The organism is Streptomyces sp. NPDC093225 (assembly GCF_044753805.1).
GTDB lineage: Bacteria > Actinomycetota > Actinomycetes > Streptomycetales > Streptomycetaceae > Streptomyces.
Genome location: NZ_JBIVNX010000047.1, coordinates 1 through 15,380, shown reverse-complemented (window position 1 = coordinate 15,380; position 15,380 = coordinate 1). Strand labels below are relative to the sequence as shown.

Here is a 15,380-nt window from a genome sequence, read left to right as displayed (position 1 = left end):
TCAGGCTCCGGTGGTGTCGCTGTGGCGGGTGAGGGCGGCGGCGACGTGCCGCAGCGTGATCATGGCGGCGAGGTCGTGCTCGGTGAAGTGGGCGAGGTCGACGCCGGTCTCGTCGCAGACCTCGGTGAGGAAGAGGACCTTGTTCAGGGAGGTCAGTCCGTAGGCGGCGACCATGTCGGCGTCCAGGTCGAGGTCCTCGGCGGCGACCGGCGGGGTCAGGACGAGGGAGAGCTGGTCGCGGGCGGCGGCCTCGATCGCGGGGGCGACGGTGACCTCGGCGGCGGTGTCAGGCATGGATACCGGTCTCCTGGTTGAGCAGCTGGGTGGCGTAGGCGGCCCGGATCTGCGGGCGCTTGGGCTTGTACTGGGAGGTGAGGAGGTCGTTGTCGATGGTGAAGGGCTCGTCGGCGACGACCACGCGGCTGATGTGCTCGTCCGCGGCGGTGGCCGCGTTCACGGCGGCCAGGCGGGCGGCGATGGCGTCGTGGTCGGCCGGCACGGCGGCCGGCGAGACCACGGCGACCAGGTCGGTCTGGGTGGGGCTGAAGAGCACGCACTCGTCGATCGCCGGATCGGCCTTCATCAGCTCCTCGACGGGCCGCACGACGACCTTCTTGCCGTTGTCGAGCACGATGACGTCGTCGGCGCGGCCGTGGACGAAGAGGAAGCCGTCCTCGTCGAGGTGGCCGAGGTCGCCGGTGCGGACGGTGCCGTCGGGGGCGAAGACCTTCTCGGAGTCGCCCGGGCGGGCGTACAGGTAGCGGGTGTTGACGGGGTGGGTGCTGCGGACGTGGATGACCCCGTCCGGGTCGATCAGCACCTCCTTGCCGGGCAGCACCTTGCCGACGCTGCCCTCGCGGTGGGCCCCGGGGTGGTTCTTGGTGACGATGCAGGTCTCGTTCATGCCGTAGCCCTCGTAGAGGGGCAGGCCGGCCTCGGCGTAGAAGCGGTGCACGTCGCCCGAGGCGGGGGCGGAGCCGGTCCACAGGTAGCGGATCCGGTCGCCGAAGAGGACCTTCGCCGTGTCGGACACCGGCGTCCCGTCGGCGGCCCGCCGGTGCCGGGCCTCGATCTGGCGGCGGGCGGTCTCGAAGAACGCCGGTACGCCCATCACGACGGTGGGCCGGGTGCGGCGCAGCGCGGCGAACGCGGCCTCGTACGTGCTGATGGTGAGGTCGTGGCCGTGCAGGAGGGCCGAGTAGACCCAGTAGCGCTGCTGGAGCAGGGAGAGCGGCAGGAACACGAACAGGTGGTCCTCCGGCCCGTGCCCGAAGATCTGCTGCACGGCCGCCAGCGAGCTGTCGATGCTGCCCGCGGTGGCCCCGAGGCCCTTGGGCACGCCGGTGCTGCCGGAGGTGAACTTGATGGTGGTGACGTCCCCGGGCGCCCAGGTGACGGGCGGCGGACCGGCCGGCGGCGGACCGGCCTGCTGGGGCCCCTCCGGGAGCGTTCCCTCCGGCCCTCCCTCGTCCGCCCCGGGCTCGGTCAGGTCCCAGACGTCCGCGGTGGGCACCGCGCCGGGTACGCCGGCCGCGTCCTGGTCGGTGAAGAGCAGGTCGAGGTCGTACGCGTCCATGAGCGCGGCCGAGGGGGCGAACTTGCCCGGCTCCAGCCCGGCGGTCTCGGCCTTCAGCCGCAGCGCGGCGAGGTCGAGCAGCACCCACTCCAGGCTGTTGGCGGCCAGGACCCCGATCCGCGAGCCGCGGCCGACGCCGCGCTCGCGCAGCCGCACGGCGAGGCGGCCCGCGCGCTCGTACAGCTCGGTCAGCGCGATCGTGCGGGTGCCGTCGAGGCGCACGACGGTCAGGGTGCCGGCCGTCGGCGGGGTGGTGACGAGGCGTTGGACGGCGGATCCGGCGGCGGCCGGGTCGTGCGCGGCGGCCGGTGCTGCCGAAGGGTCGGAGGCCGGAAGGTCACCGGCGGCCGGGTGGGCGGTCGTGGCATCGGGCGCGGCCGCCGTGGCGGGCGCGGCGTCGATCGTGGTCATCGGGGTGTCTCCGGTGCGAGGTGGGCGGCCATGGCGCGGACCGAGTCCATCTCGGCGAACTGGTCGAGGGTGACGGTGGTGCCGAAGCGCTTGCGGGTCGCGGTGAGGATGCGGGCCGCGGCGATGGAGTCGCCGCCGAGCGAGGCGAGGGTGTCGGTGACGCCCAGGTCCGGGCGGCGCAGCACGGTCGACCAGATCTCGGCGAGCAGCTTCTCGGTCTCGGTCTCGGGCGGGACGGAGGCGGCCTCCTCCGCGGGTGCGGCGTCGGCGGTCTCGGCGCCCAGGGCGGCGAGCTTCGTACGGTCGACCTTGGCGTTCTTGGTGAGCGGCAGGGCGTCGTGCCACAGCACGACGGTCGGGATCATGTAGTCGGGCAGGTCGGCGCGCAGGGCCTGGCGCAGTTCGCCGGCGTGCGGGCGGGCCGGGCCGGCCGGGACGAGGTGGGCGACGAGCTGGTCGCCGCGCGGCCCGGGGCGGGCGGCGACCACGGCCTTGGCGACGGCGTCGAGGGCGGCGAGCCGGGTCTCGACCTCGCCGGCCTCGATGCGGTAGCCGTTGACCTTGATCTGGAAGTCGCCGCGACCGAGGATCTGGATCTCCCCGTCGGGCAGGTAGCGGCCCAGGTCGCCGGTGCGGTACAGCCGCTCGCCGCGGGTGTCGTCCCGGTAGAACTTCTCGGCGGTGCGCGCCTCGTCGCCCCAGTAGCCGCGGGCCAGGCCGGTGCCGGCCGCGACGATCTCGCCGGTGACCCAGTCGGGGCAGTCCAGCCCGTCGCGGTCGAGGACGTAGGCCCGGTTGTTGGCGTTGGGGTGGCCGTACGGGATGGACTCGGTGCCGTCCTCGTCCTCGCGGACGGGGTGCAGGATGTTCCAGATGGTGGTCTCGGTGGGCCCGCCGAGGGAGACCACCTCCAGGCCGGGGACCAGTCGGCGCAGGGCCGCGGGCAGGGCCGGCGGCAGCCGGTCGCCGCTCATCATGACCAGGCGCAGCGCGGGCGGCGCGGTGCCGTCGGCGACGGCCTGGTCGTGCATCAGGTTGACGATGGCCGGGACCGAGTTCCACACGCTGATGCCGAACTCCGCGGCCAGCTCCAGCCAGTGGCCGGGGTCCACGGCCCGGTCCCGGTCGGGCATGACCAGGGCCGCGCCGGCCGCCAGCGCCCCGAAGACGTCCCAGACGGACAGGTCGAAGTTGAAGGCGCTGATGGCCATGAACCGGTCGTCGGGGCCGATGCCGAAGCGCTCCTGGCAGTCGGCGACGACGTTGGCGACGTTGGCGTGGGTGACCATGACGCCCTTGGGGGCGCCGGTGGTGCCGGAGGTGTAGAGGACGTACGCGAGGTCCTCCGGGTCCGAGCCGGGCAGCCGGGCCGGGACCTCGGCGGGGGTCGCGCCCGGCTCGTGGGCGGTGAGGTCGAGGGCGGCGATGCCGCGCTCGGGGTCGCCCTCCTGCCAGCCGGTGTTGGTCAGCACGCAGCGGACCCGGCCGTCGGTGAGCATGTAGTCGCGGCGGGACTCCGGCAGGGCCGCGTCCACGGGCAGGTAGCCGGCGCCGGCCAGGACGGTGGCGAGGATGCCGGTGATCTGCTCGGGGCCGCGGTGCATGACCAGGCCGACCAGGTCCCCGCGGCCGACGCCGTGCGCGCGCAGCCAGGTCGCGGCGCGGGCGGCGCGGTCGAGGAGCTCCCCGTACGTCAGGACGCCCGCGGTGGTGAGGACGGCCGGCGCGTCGGGGGTGCGGCGGGCCTGCGCGGCGATGGCGTCGCCGAGCATCTCGGGGGCGCGCGCCACGGCCGTGTCGTTGGCCGCGTCGCGGCGGGCCCGCTGGGCGGGCGGCAGCAGGTCGAAGGCGTGCCGCTGCCAGGCGGTCTCGTCCGCGAGCGTCCCGAGCAGTTCCCGGTAGCCGTGCGCGAGGTCGTCGAGCAGGCCCTCGGGGAAGAGCTCGTCGAGGCCGTCGAGCTGGACGACGAGGGCGCCGCGGCGCTCCATGGCGAAGGCGTTGAGCCAGACCTGCGGGGTCTGGGAGACGGTGAACACCTCGGGGCCGAACAGCTCCAGGGCGGAGCCGTCCACCTCGGTGCTGGCGTGCCCGATGGCGCTGTTGAAGGTGAACGGCATGCGGGCGCCGGCCACCCCGCCGCGCAGCCGGGAGAGTTCGGCCATGACCTCGACACCGGAGTGGTGGCGGTGGTCGATGTCGGCGTGCAGCCGCTTCTGCAGGGCCCGGGCGCGCTCGGCGAACGGGCGGCCGCGGTCGACCTCGGCCTCCACCAGCAGGGTGTCGGAGAACTGGCCGATGGCCTCGAAGATCCGCGGGTGCACGGGGGGCCGCTGGGCGATGGTGGTGGTGAGGGTGAACCGCTCCCCCGCGCCCCAGGTCGACAGCGTCTCGGCGTAGGCGGAGAGCAGCACCGCCGAGGGGGTCAGGCCGAGTGCCGCGCCCCGCTCCTTGAGCCGGCCCCAGGCGGCGGCGTCGAGCTCGACGGTGCGCTGGCTGAACCGGGACCGGGTCAGGGCCGCGGGGCTGGTGCGCAGCGGCAGGTCCGGGTGCGGGGCCAGGTCGGGGACGCGCTCGTTCCAGTACGTCTGCGAGCGGCGGGCCGGAGCCTTGCCGCGGGCCGCCTCGCGGGCCTCGACGTACTGCGCGTACGGCAGTTCCTCGGGGAGCTCGGCGCCCGGGCTCTGGTAGGCGTGCCACCAGGCGCGGAAGAACAGGAACATGCTGATCCCGTCCATCACGAGCCCGTCGTGGCCGACGTGCAGCACCATCCGGTCGTCGGCGAGGACGGTGACGTCCACGGCGAGGAGCGGGCCGCCGTCGGCGGCCAGCAGCCGGTGGGAGCGGGCCTCGCGCAGCTCGGCGCGGGTGCGCTCCTGCTGCGCGGGGTCCTGGTCGCGCAGGTCGAGGCGGCCGATCGGGACGCGGGCGGCGGCGGCCGGGACGGTGACCTGGCGGTCGTCGGCGAGGAAGCGGGAGCGCAGCGCGCTGTGGGCGGCGACGACGGCGTCCAGGGCGGTCTGGAGGCGGTCGAGGTCCCAGTGGCCCTCGATCTCGTGGTAGACGTGGCTGGCCACGTCGCCGATCTCGAAGATGCCGGAGCGGCCGAGGTAGTAGCCGCGCTGGAGCGGGGTGAGGGGGAATCCGGGGCCGAGTTCGGCCTCGGCGGCCAGGTGCGCGACGAGGTCGGCCTTGGCGGCCTTGATGCGGCCGATGAACTCGCCGTCCATCCGCTCGCGGGGGCCCTGCAGGCGCAGGTCGCCGTCGACGAGGCTGACGGACAGGCCGCGGTCGGCGATGTCCTTCAGCACCGCGTGGTGGTCGACCGCGCCGTGGGTGTCGTGGCGGTCCATCAGTGCTGCCCTTCCGTGAGGGCGGCCACGGCGGCCGGCTCGGCGCGGTCGGCGAGGACGGCGGCCAGTTCGGCGACCGTGCCGCCGTGCAGCAGCTCGTCCATGGACAGGTCCACGTCGAGGGCGTCGAGGATCTGGTACTGGACCGTGACGGCCTGCAGGGAGCCGGCCGCCAGCTGGGTCAGGGTGCGGTCGGCGATCGGCTCGTCGCCCTCCAGGCGCAGCGCGGCGCGCACGGTGGCGGACAGCCAGTCGGTGAGCGGGGCGGTGCCGGCGTCGGCCGCGGCGGCCGTCGGGGTGAAGAAGACGGCGTCGGCGAGGGCGACCTCGGTGCCCGGGGTGAGGAGTTCGACCGTACGGGGCCACGCCGAGGGGGCGTCGCCCGTGCCGAGGGCGGCGGCGAGCCGGGCGGCGAAGCGCGGCATGACCGGGGTGGCGGCGTGTGCCAGCAGGCGGGCGGCGGCCAACTCCAGGGCGATGGCGGTGCGGTTCTCGTTCTCCCAGCCGGCGGTGTCGGTGAGCAGGCCCTCGGCGCGGGCGAAGCGGACCGTGTCGGCGACGATGCCGTCGAGTTCGGCGGCGGCCTGGTTGAGGGAGAAGGCGTCGCCGGAGAGGGCGCCGGTGACGGCCGTCAGGCGGGCGCCGAGGCGGGCCAGGAAGGCCTGGTGCTCGGGGGTCCAGTTGCCGGCGTCGGGGGCGCGGCCGCCGTGGTGCTTGGCGACGCGGGCGCCGAGGTCGTTCAGCCAGGCCTGCCAGGTGCCGATGAGGGTGTCGTCGAGGGTCTTCTCGTACGCGGCGCGCTGGAAGTTGGTGCGCAGGCCTTCGGGGCGGGTGGCGGACAGGAAGAAGCGGACGGCGTCGACGGTGTCGGGGTTCAGGATCTCCTTGCCCCAGATGGCGTGCCGGCGGCTGGTGGAGAACTTCTGGCCCTCCAGCAGGTAGAACTCGTTGACGTGGTAGTCGATGTCGGGCTGCCAGCCGGGGAACGCCAGCTTGTACAGCACCGGGTAGAGCACGGAGTGGTAGAAGCTGTTGTCGTAGCCGAAGAAGTGGACGATCTTCCAGTCGGCGGCCGGCTCGGCGGCCCGCCAGTCGCGGCCCAGCCGGCCGCCCAGGGACTGGATGCCGTGCAGGAAGCCGTAGCTCATCTCGGGCCACACCCAGATGACCTGGCCCTCGGTGTCGCCCTCGCGGGGCTCGACGCCCCACTCGGAGGGGTGGGTGATCGGGATGTCGAGGCTCGGGCGGGCGAAGAGCCGGTCGGCCAGCTCGCGCAGCCGGGCCGGGACGCGGCCCAGCTTGTGGTGGTCGCGGACCTGGCCGGAGAAGGTGTGCAGGGGCAGGGTCCAGCGGGCGGAGGTGCCGCGCACCGGGGCCGCCTGCGCGGCGGAGCGGGGCTCGGCGAGGTCGGCGACGGTGTTGGGCTCGCCGCACTCCTCGCAGATGTTGCCGGAGGTGCCGTTGCCGCAGCCGGGGCAGCCGCCCTTGACGTCGACCTCGTACAGGTAGCGGCCGGTCGCGGCGTCGAAGAGGGCGTCGTGCTCGGTGACGGACACCTCGCCGGAGGCGACGACCTTGCTGAAGAAGTCCTGCAGGCCCTCGCGGTAGGCGGGGTCCTGGTCGGTGACCGTGTACTGGTCGAGCGGGATGTCCATCAGCCGCAGCGTCTCGGCGATCTCGGCGCTGTAGTGGGCGGCGGTGTCGGCGGGGGTGCGGTCCTCGGCGCGGGCGGCGCCGACGACGTAGCTCTGGTAGTCGTCGCTGCCGGTGAGGTGGTAGGCCTCGGCACCGTTCATGCGCTGGAAGCGGGTGAAGGCGTCGGCGCCCAGGTAGGGGCCGGAGAGGTGGCCCAGGTGCAGGTCGCCGTTGGGGGTGGGCGGGGTGGAGAAGACGAAGACGGGGCGGTCGCCGAAGCCCTTGCGCTCCGCGTTGCCGGCGGAGGTCACGGCCCGCTCGGCGTCGCGCCAGTACTGGGTGAAGAAGACCAGGTCGGCCTCGCCCGTGTTGGTCAGGACGTGGGTCTCGAACGGCTCGAAGAGGATGACGGTGCCGGGGGCGGCCGGGTGGGTGGCGCCGTCGACGACGAACTCGCCGGTGCCGGAGACGACGACGAACAGCTCGGTCTCGTCGTGGTGGTGGCGCTCGGAGGTGACGCCCGGGGCGACCCGGCCCCAGCCCGCGCCGGTGCCCAGGCCCTCGACGGAGCTCATGTCGATGCCGAACGCCTGCTCCAGCACGTCGGCGTCGTAGCTGGCGATGATCATGTCGTGGCCTTTCGCTGGCGCGGGAGGGTCGGGATCAGGTCGGCGGCGCGGGCCGCGAGGGCGGGGGCGAGGCGGTACCCGGAGCCGCTGGCGGCGCCGGCGAAGACCACCCGGCCGTCGGCGAGGGGCTCGACGAGGGCCGTGTTTTCGGGGCCGTACGCGTCGCAGAACACCCGGCCGGAGACGCAGGCGGCGGCCAGCTCGGGGGCGTACCCGCCGAGCAGGGCGAGGGCCTCGTCGAGGTGGGCGGCGGAGACGGCGGGGTCGACCGCGGCCGGGTCGACGTCCCACTCCTGGCAGGTGTAGCTGAAGAGCCAGTGGCCGCGGTGGTGGAAGGGCAGCAGGAAGGCGTCCTCGTCGTGGAAGACGATCGCCCGGTCCTCGGGGGTCGGGGGTACCTCGACGTGCAGGGCGACGATCTTCTTGACGCGGGCACCCAGCGGGGCGACCAGGTCGGCCCAGGCGGGCTCGGCGAGCCAGGGGCCCGGGGCGAGCACCACGTGCCCGGCGGTCAGCTCCGCGCCGCCGGTCAGGGTGAGGCGGACCCCGTCGGGGCCGGGGTCGAGGGCGGTGACGGCCACGCCCTCGCGGAAGGCCGCGGCCGGCCGCAGCTCGGCCGCGAGGGTCTGGGTGAGGGCGTGGACGTCGGCGTACTGGCAGCCGTCGCCCTCCCACAGCCCGTACCCGGCGGGCAGGGCGGGCACCTGCGGGGGCAGGGCGTCGATCGGGCGGAGCCCGGCCTCCGGAAGGTAGGCCTCGCGGAGCGCCGGCTCGCTCGCCAGCGGCGCGAGCACGCTCATTCCCAGGGGATGGATGGGCAGCTCGGGCCGGGCGGCGTGCAGGTCGGCGTAGAACCGCTCGCTCTCGGCGGCCAGTTCCCGGGTGGTGGCGCTCGCGCCGCGCGGGAAGTGCAGGCCGGCGGAGCGGCGGGTGGCTCCGGAGCCGACGAGGTCCCGGTCCAGGAGGGTGACGGACGTGCCGGGGGCGCGGGCGAGGACCTCGCGGGCGGTGAGCACCCCGAGGATGCCCGCGCCCACGATCGCCACGTCCGTGCGCCCCGGTCCGCGCGGCGGTGCGGGAGGGGTGGCTCGGCCGGTCATGCGCTCCACCGCTCGTCGCGCGGGGCCGACTTGGAGGACCACTCGATGAAGGAGGCCAGCTGCTCGTCGCTGCGCACGCCGATCAGCCGGTCGGCGATGCGGCGGCTGCGCCAGGCGTTGAGGCTGAGGTTGGGGTCGGCGAGGCCGCGCTGGCCGCGGACGCCGTTCTGGACGAAGATCCGGCGGTCGGCGGGGCCGTCCCAGCGGACGGCGTAGTCCTCGTCGACGCGCAGCTCGTCGCCCTCGCGCTCCAGGCGGTCGGCGACCGGGGCCAGGAAGTCCATGGCGGCCGGGCGGTAGCCGGTGGCCCAGACGATGACGTCGGCCTCGAACTTCTCGAGGGAGTCGGACTCGCCGTTGTGGCGGGCGCTGACCTCCCAGCCGCCGACCGCACCGGGGCTGACGTCGAAGACGTCCCGGTCGGGGTGGAGGGCGACCAGGTCGTCGTTGTCGTCGACGAAGCGGTGGACGTAGATGGCCTGGTAGATCTCGCGCAGGGTGGACTCGGAGATGCCGTCGCTGGTGAGGATGTGGCGGGTGTTGAGGTGGTGGCGCTGCTCGCGGGGCAGTCCGTAGAAGTAGTCCGCGTGGCTCGGCATGTAGAAGTCGTTGGTGAACGGCGAGTCGTCGATCGGGAAGTAGTTCTGCCGGCGCGATATCCACGAGACCCGGCGCGGCAGTTCCGCCCCGGAGCGGGAGATCAGGTCCAGGAAGGCCTCGGCACCGGACTGGCCGCCGCCGATGACGACCACGCGCTTGCCGCCCAGGCCGTGGGCGCGCTCCAGGTAGTCGGCCACGTGGAACTGGGTGGCGCCCGGGTCGTCCGCGCCCTGCGGGGGGATCCAGGGGCGGCTGCCGATGCCGACCACCACGTTGTCGGCGGTGGCGGTGCGGCGGTCGGTACGGATGGTGAAACGATTCGCCGCATCGTCGAAGGCGACCTCCCGCACGGTCTCGCCGAAGGCGACGTTCTCGTTGCGGCGGCTGGCCCAGGCGAGGTAGTTGCGGAACTCCCGGCGCGGCACGTCGTCGAAGCGGGCGTTGAGGAAGTGGTAGACCCGGCCCTTCTCGTGCAGGTAGGAGAGGAAGGAGAAGGGGCTGCTCGGGTCGGCGAGGCTGACCAGGTCCTTGAACTGGGACACCTGGAGGGTGGTGCCCGGGATCTGCTGGCCGTCGTGCCAGGTGAAGGACTCCTTGCGGTCGATGAAGAGGTTGGGTACCTCCGGCCGGCCGTGCAGCAGCGATGCCAGGCTCAGATTGGCCGGGCCCACGCCGACGCCTATGCAGCGGTAGTGGGCCGCACTGGACCGGTTGTTCTCGTGCCCCATGGTTCGGACCTCTCATGTGGTGAAGCGGTGACGGGTGTGGGGAGGGAAGGACGGGCGTTCGTGGCTGGGGTCGTAGGGGTTCAGTGCGCGCGGGGACGTGCGGGCGGGCGGGGGGTGCGTACGGCGATCAGGCCGCAGACCGTGGCGAGCAGCGAGCAGCAGCCGACCAGCGGCCACACCAGGGCGCCGGTGGTGACGAAGAGCCAGCTGCCGACCATCGGGCCGAGGGCGGAGCCGAGGCCGAACATGAACTGGAAGCTGCCGATGTAGCGCGAGCGGAGCGCCTCGGGGCCGGCCTTGGCCGGATAGGCGAAGACGGCGGGGCCGCCGAGGATCTCGCCGAGGGACCACACGAGGGTGCCGATGACCACCGCGGCCGGGCCGATGGGCAGCCCGTAACAGGCGACTCCGGCGCCGACGAGGGCGAAGCCCAGGCCGACGGTGATCTTCAGGGGCCAGCCCTGGGAGAGCTTGGTGACCAGCAGTTCGAAGGCGATGACGATGAACCCGTTGAGCGCGACCGCGAAGGTGTACCAGAAGAGCGCCATGCCGGCGTCCTTCATGTAGAGCGGCAGCGTGGACAGGTACTGCATGTAGACGGCCGAGTGGAAGAAGGCCGCGGCGAGGTAGAGCAGGAAGCGGCGGTCGCGCAGGACGGCCGCGTAGCCGCCGGCGGCGGCCGGTGCGGCGCCGTCCCCGGCGTCCGCGGTGCGGGCCGCGGTCCGGGCCGGCAGGGTGGCCCGGGCGACCACGGCGTACAGCAGGGCGATGGCCGCCTCGCCCCAGAAGAGCAGCGTGTACGACTGCCCGCCCGCGTTGTAGAGCGCGTAGCCGACCAGGGGTGCGGCGGTGGCGCCCACGTTCAGGCCGAACCGGTACATCGCGAAGACCATGACCTGCCGGTCGCCGTCGGTCTCGTCGGCGAGCAGCGTCGCCGAGGCCGGCCGGAACAGCTGGGCACCGAGGCTGACCAGCGCGACCGCGGCCAGCAGCAGCCCGTACGAGGGCAGGTAGAGCAGGGCCGCGGTGAGCACGGCGGTGCTGCTCATGGAGACGGTGGTGGCGCCCCGGATGCCCAGCCGTTCGGCGAGGGAGCCACCGACGAGGGAGCCGGCCACCGCGCCGGCGCCGAAGACGCCGAGCGCGATGACGGTCCGGCCGTCGGAGTAGCCGCGGGCGGTGAGGAACAGGACGAGGAAGAGCTGGAGGAAGCCGCTGAGCCGGTTGACGAGCACCCCGGCGAGGACGGTCTTCACCGCGGGGCTCGAGTTCCGGAAGGTGGCCCAGACGGTGGGTCGCCCGGCAGCGGGGGCCGGGTCCTGCCGGCGGCCGCCGTCGGCGGCGGCCGGCGGGGCCGCCGGGAGCGACCCGAGCGACCCAAGCGACTCGGGTCCGCGGACGTCCTCCTCGGCCTCCGGGCCGGCCGCCGGGGCGGTGAGGTCAGCGCTCATCGTCCACCACCGGGTCGACGGTGACGGTCACGGCGGCCCGCACCCGGCGCTCCAGCTCGTCCAGTTCCGCGGGGGTCGGCGCGTCGATGAGGAACGTCACCGCCCGGTCGTCGGAGCTGGCGAGCGGCGTCAGGCGGGCGCCGGCCTCCTTGAGGACGAGCAGGGCGCGCAGCGCGCCGGGGTCGTCGGCCGCGCCGGGCACGGTCTCGGGCCACATGCCGCCGTTGCCGCCGACCCACCGGGGCGTCACGCCGGGCCAGTCGAGCGCGACGGTGCCGAGGGCGCCCTCCTCGTGCTCCAGGTAGACCTGGCGGGCGTAGCGGGCCGGGGCCGGGTAGGCGGCGGGCTCGCCGAGCGCGATGCGGACGATCTCCGGCTCCATCGGCTGCCCGGTGGCCAGGTGGTAGAGGGCGAGCAGGCCGTCGCCGGGGGTGCGGGCGGCGACTTCCATCAGGTACGGGCGGCCGTCGTCGCCGGTGCGCCACTCGGCGTGCGCGATGCCGTCGCGGAAGCCGAGGGAGGCGAGCATCCGCAGGTTGGCGGCGAGCAGCTCGGCGTGGCCGGCCGGGTCGGCGCTGGGCACCGAGTGGGCGAGCTCGACGAAGGTCCGGTCCCCGGACTCGGTGGTCTCCTTGCGGGTGACCGAGGTGAAGACCACCTCGCCCTGCTGGACCAGGGACTCGACCGAGTACTCCTGGCCGCTGACCTTCTGCTCGACGAGGATCGTCTCGTGGTCGGGGTACTCCCGCAGCAGCGCGCGCAGCGCGTCGGGCCCGTCGACGGCGATCACGCCGGAGCTGGAGTGCCGGGTGGCGGGCTTGACGACGACCGGGTAGCGCAGGGCGGCCAGGTCGGCGTCCTCGCGGGTGCCGGGTGCCAGGACGAGGGAGGCGGGGCTGAACTCGTCGAGGTACCAGCGCTGGAGGTACTTGCTGCGGCACACGCGGGTGGCCCGCAGCCCCGGGCCGGGCAGGCCGAGCGCGTCGCACAGCAGGCCGGTCTGCTCGACCAGGGTCTCGCCGACCGCGTAGGCGCCGACCAGGGTGTAGCGGCCGTGCCAGGCGCGGGCCCGGGCGATGAAGGAGGGGGTGAAGGAGCCCTCCTGGTCGAGGGAGCCGTCGACGTAGGCGATGTCGTCGATCAGGGCGGCCGGGTGGGCCGGGTCCTTGCGGGCGGCGGTGGCGGCCTCCCGGTAGCTCTCCGGGGTGATGAGCAGGATCTTCAGGCCCCGGGCGGAGAGCTCCTCGAGGTAGCGGGTGTTGCGGCAGACGACCCAGAAGGCGCCGGTGAGGACGAACGCCTCGGGGGCGGGGGCGGATATGCCGGAGTCGGAGAGCGGGGCGGGCGCGGTGCGGGTCATGCCGGGGCTCCAGATGAGGGATCGGTCGGGTGGTCGTCGAGCTGCTCGTGGACGGTGGCGCGCAGGCCGCGGTCGGCGAGGAAGGCCAGCCAGCGGCCCGTCTCGTCGGGGGACCCGGCGGCCCGCCGGAGCCCGGCGGGGAGGGCGCCGTCGAGGATCCGGGTCACGCCGTGGGCCAGCGGGAGGGAGACGCAGCGGGCCATGGCCGACTCGTCGGCCCCACCGGTGAGGTCCAGCCGGTGGCTGCCGGACCAGCGGCGGCCGTCCTCGGTGCGCAGTTCCAGCGCGACGGAGAGCACGACGCGGTCGCGGTCGTCGGCGGTGGCCGGGTAGCGGGCGGCGAGGTCGGCGGCCAGCGCGCGGACGGCCTGCTCGTCGCCGGTGGCGACGGTCTCGAAGACCGGCTTCCAGGCGGCGGACCAGCCCTGCGAGCGCATCGTGCCGCGGACGAAGGTCTCCGTCCGCCAGCCGGCCGGGAAGCCGTACTGGCCGATGAAGGGCAGGCTGTCGCGGTTGGGGTAGACCTCGAAGGGCTCGCCGTCGAGGAGGAGGGGGCGGACGGCCTCCCACGGGTGGACCGCGGTGCGCTCGGCGCCGTCGTCCACGTAGCGGGCGGGCGAGCCGAGGGCGGCCAGCACCCCGTACGGGGCCCAGCTGAAGCGGTAGCGGAACTCGTTGGGCTCGGCCGGCAGGCCGCCGCAGAAGGACGTGAAGACGGCGGTGGCGGGGGCGTCCCCGAGGGCCGCCCGGGCCCGGGCGACCAGGTCGTGCGCGTACAGGTGGTCGATGCCCGGGTCGAGTCCGGCCTCGGTGAGGACGACGGTACGGGTGGACGTCCGTGCCCGCTCGGCCAGTTCGACGAGCTCGGGGGAGGTGTAGCTGGTGCAGGCGAAGTGCGCGCCGGCGGCCAGCGCGGTGCGCAGGAGTACGGGGTGCTCGGCGGCCGGCAGCATCGAGACGAGCACGTCGCCGGCGGCCACCTCGGCGGCCAGGGCCTCGGGGTCGTAGGCCCGTACCTCGGCGCGGCCGGCCAGGCCCAGGGCGGCCAGCCGCTCGGTGGCGCGCTCGGCGGTGCGGTCCCACAGCAGGACGCGGGCGGCGCGGTCGCAGACGAGGCCGAGGCCGGAGGCGCCGGTGGACAGGCCGGTGCCTATCCAGTGGACGGTGCCGGAAGCCGGCGCGGGGGTTTCAGCGGACACGGGTGGCCTCCTCCAGGGGGGCGGTCGCGGTCTCGAACAGGCGCAGGGCGCGGGCCCAGACGGGGTCCCACCCCTCGACGGGGGCGGCGGCGTCCGTCAGGCGGGCCAGGTGCGGGGCGAGTTCGGCGGAGAAGGCGCGGCTGGCCTCCACCGGCAGCAGGGACGGCAGGTTGTCGATGGCGATCAGGTCCAGCGGGGCGGGCCCGCCGCGCAGCGCGCGGACCGGGTCGGCCCAGGTCGTGGTCTCGTCGTAGACCGGCAGGACGTTGCACTCGGAGGTGACGTCGCAGGTGACGTCGGAGACGAGGGAGAGCCGGCGGGCGGGCTCGTCCAGGTCGGCCGGGGTGAGGAAGGGCGGCACCGGACGGACCGTCAGCACGGTGTTGACCATGAGGTCGTGGGCCAGCAGCGCGGGGCGGTCCAGGTCGCGGGTCTCGGCCACGTCCCAGCGGGTGGGGTCCAGGCCGGCCCGCTCCAGTGCGTCGCAGGCACCGCGGCCGCTGCGGCCGAGCGCGCCGACCACCAGCGCGCGGGTGTCGTCGTCGGCGGCGTCGGCGGCGAGCAGCGCGTCGAGGGCCGGGCGGGCGGTGGGGACGAGCGGGGCGGTGAGCCGGCCGCGGCGGTGCAGGACGGCGAGGGCGGCGCCGATGTAGCCGGCCCAGTAGCCGAAGGCGGCCACCCGGCGGCCGTCGTCGTCGGTGAGGTACTCGAGGTCGAGCAGGGCGCCGCCGCCGGCGGTGAAGCGGCCGAGCAGCGCGTCGGCGCCGGCCTGGCCCTTGTAGGCGTGGGCGAAGTAGATGTGGCGGTGGTGCAGTGCGGCCGGCCCGTCGGGGAGTTCCTTGAGGCCGAGTACGTAGGCGTCCCCGGGGGCTCCGGTCCAGCTGCCCGCCGGCGCGGTGGCGCAGCCGGCGGCGGCGTAGTCGGCGAGGGGGAAGGCGCGCTGGTCGGAGTCCTCGACGGTGATGCGCACGCCCTGCCGGACGAGGGTGGCCGCGTCCTCGGGGACGAGGGGGGCGCGGCGTTCGGTGGGACGGGCCTCGTGGCGCATCCAGAGGTGCGGGCGGTCCGACATGAGGGGGTTTGTCCTGTCTGGAGGCATGCGGGTGGGCGGCACCCGTGCCGGGGCGGCGGCGGGCGCGGTCTGCGGAGGGCTGCGGGGAGGGGTGGTCTGCGGGGGGGGTGCGGGGGGGTGGCGCGGGGGGGGGGGGGGGGGGGGGGCCCCCCCCCCCCCCCCCCCCCCCCGGGGGGGGGGGGGGGGGGGGGGGGGGGCCGCGCCCCCCCCCCCCCCCCCCCCCCCCCCACGGGGGGGGGGGGGCGCGGCGCGCAGCGCCGGCACACGCC

Annotated in this window: 10 protein-coding genes; all 10 read right to left on the bottom strand. The window is 74.8% G+C overall.

Going from position 1 to position 15,380, the window contains the following annotated elements:
- Nucleotides 1-294 carry an acyl carrier protein gene (locus ACIQCH_RS30795; RefSeq protein ID WP_402586287.1) on the bottom strand — a complete coding sequence of 98 codons (294 nt, stop codon included), beginning with the start codon at nt 292-294 and terminating at the stop codon, nt 1-3.
- Complete coding sequence (locus tag ACIQCH_RS30790) at nt 287-1,987, bottom strand: AMP-binding protein (protein ID WP_402586286.1); 1,701 nt, start codon at nt 1,985-1,987, stop codon at nt 287-289. The genes ACIQCH_RS30795 and ACIQCH_RS30790 overlap by 8 nt, the downstream gene beginning before the upstream one ends.
- Entirely contained in the window at nt 1,984-5,337 is a 3,354-nt protein-coding gene (locus ACIQCH_RS30785; RefSeq protein ID WP_402586284.1) for an amino acid adenylation domain-containing protein, read from the bottom strand. Before ACIQCH_RS30785 ends, ACIQCH_RS30790 begins: the two co-directional genes overlap by 4 nt.
- The gene (locus ACIQCH_RS30780; protein ID WP_402586282.1) at nt 5,337-7,601 is read right to left on the bottom strand and encodes a class I tRNA ligase family protein; all 2,265 of its coding nucleotides are present in this window, start codon (nt 7,599-7,601) and stop codon (nt 5,337-5,339) included. Before ACIQCH_RS30780 ends, ACIQCH_RS30785 begins: the two co-directional genes overlap by 1 nt.
- Entirely contained in the window at nt 7,598-8,701 is a 1,104-nt protein-coding gene (locus ACIQCH_RS30775; RefSeq protein ID WP_402586280.1) for an NAD(P)/FAD-dependent oxidoreductase, read from the bottom strand. The genes ACIQCH_RS30780 and ACIQCH_RS30775 overlap by 4 nt, the downstream gene beginning before the upstream one ends.
- Nucleotides 8,698-10,029, bottom strand: coding sequence for a lysine N(6)-hydroxylase/L-ornithine N(5)-oxygenase family protein (locus tag ACIQCH_RS30770; protein WP_402586278.1), 1,332 nt, complete (start codon nt 10,027-10,029; stop codon nt 8,698-8,700). The genes ACIQCH_RS30775 and ACIQCH_RS30770 overlap by 4 nt, the downstream gene beginning before the upstream one ends.
- Nucleotides 10,030-10,109: 80 nt before the next feature.
- A complete protein-coding gene (locus ACIQCH_RS30765) occupies nt 10,110-11,480 on the bottom strand; it encodes an MFS transporter (RefSeq protein WP_402586277.1) in 1,371 nt (456 codons plus the stop codon).
- Nucleotides 11,470-12,840 carry an acetyl-CoA carboxylase biotin carboxylase subunit family protein gene (locus tag ACIQCH_RS30760; RefSeq protein WP_402586275.1) on the bottom strand — a complete coding sequence of 457 codons (1,371 nt, stop codon included), beginning with the start codon at nt 12,838-12,840 and terminating at the stop codon, nt 11,470-11,472. Before ACIQCH_RS30760 ends, ACIQCH_RS30765 begins: the two co-directional genes overlap by 11 nt.
- Entirely contained in the window at nt 12,837-14,039 is a 1,203-nt protein-coding gene (locus ACIQCH_RS30755) for a saccharopine dehydrogenase family protein (RefSeq protein ID WP_402586273.1), read from the bottom strand. The genes ACIQCH_RS30760 and ACIQCH_RS30755 overlap by 4 nt, the downstream gene beginning before the upstream one ends.
- Nucleotides 14,029-15,111: a saccharopine dehydrogenase gene (locus ACIQCH_RS30750; RefSeq protein WP_402586271.1), complete on the bottom strand. Its 1,083-nt coding sequence runs from the start codon at nt 15,109-15,111 to the stop codon at nt 14,029-14,031. The genes ACIQCH_RS30755 and ACIQCH_RS30750 overlap by 11 nt, the downstream gene beginning before the upstream one ends.
- Nucleotides 15,112-15,380 lie beyond the last annotated feature (269 nt).